Here is a 1282-nt window from a genome sequence, read left to right as displayed (position 1 = left end):
GCATTACCATCTGTTTCTATCAATCAAAGAAGAGAATTGATGAATATCTGTAATGATACAGGATGTAAGATCAAGATTCTGCCAGGTATTTATCAGTTGATGAATGGGGAAGTGAAGGTTTCTAAGCTTAGAAATGTTGAGATTGAAGACCTTTTAGGAAGAGATCCGATTTCAGTTAATATGAATCAGATTGCCTCATATGTAGAAAATAGAACAGTTATGGTGACTGGTGGCGGAGGGTCTATTGGTAGTGAGTTATGTAGACAGGTCGCTGCGAGACATCCAAGAAAATTGATCATTGTAGATATTTATGAGAATAATGCCTATGATATTCAGATGGAATTAAGAAATGCACATCCAGAATTGAATCTAGATGTACGTATTGCATCTATTCGTGATGGAGAAAAAATTGATGCTTTATTTAATGAATTAAGACCAGAAGTGGTGTATCATGCAGCCGCCCATAAGCATGTACCACTTATGGAGGATTCTCCTAATGAAGCAATTAAAAACAATGTCTTTGGTACTTTGAATGTTGTAAAAGCTGCAGACAAGTATCATGTTAAGCGTTTTGTACAGATTTCTACAGATAAAGCAGTTAATCCAACCAATATCATGGGAGCAAGTAAACGAATGTGCGAGATGATTATTCAGGCATTCAGCCGTCATTCTCATACGGTATTTACAGCTGTAAGATTTGGGAATGTATTAGGATCTAATGGTTCTGTTATTCCTTTATTTAAGAAGCAGATTGCACATGGTGGACCTGTGACAGTGACTGATAAGAATATTATCCGTTATTTCATGACTATTCCAGAAGCTGTATCACTCGTTATGCAGGCAGGTATATTTGCGAAAGGTGGAGAAATATTCGTCCTAGATATGGGTGAACCGGTCAAGATTGATGATCTAGCAAGAAATCTAATCAAGTTATCTGGCTTTACTCCTGATGTAGATATTCCAATCATCTATACAGGATTAAGACCTGGAGAAAAACTATATGAAGAATTATTGATGGATGAAGAAGGTTTACAGAAGACAGAGAATGGTTCTATTTTCATTGGTCATCCTCTAGATTTTGATGAAGAAGTTTATTTTGAACAATTACATCATCTAAGAGGTACGATTGATGATATGCATCAAGATGCAATCCGTGATGAAGTACGCAAGATTGTCTCTACTTATCATCCAGAATTAGGGGGAAAATAATGGAACAGAATACAAGAGATATACATGGTATCAAGTTCATCAGAGATGAAGATTTCATCTTAAGAGAGATTGC

1 protein-coding gene is annotated in these 1282 nt (G+C 36.0%); it reads left to right on the top strand.

Annotated features, from left to right (window positions below; translation table 11 throughout):
• Positions 1-1209: polysaccharide biosynthesis protein (locus tag B2S90_RS00930; RefSeq protein WP_286696395.1), on the top strand; the 1209-nt coding region annotated here is incomplete at its 5' end.
• Positions 1210-1282 lie beyond the last annotated feature (73 nt).

Origin of the sequence: Catenibacterium sp. UBA627 (genome assembly GCF_002299355.1) — a bacterium.
Classification (GTDB): Bacteria; Bacillota_I; Bacilli_A; order Erysipelotrichales; family Coprobacillaceae; genus Catenibacterium; species Catenibacterium mitsuoka.
This window is presented reverse-complemented; position numbering and strand designations above follow the sequence as displayed.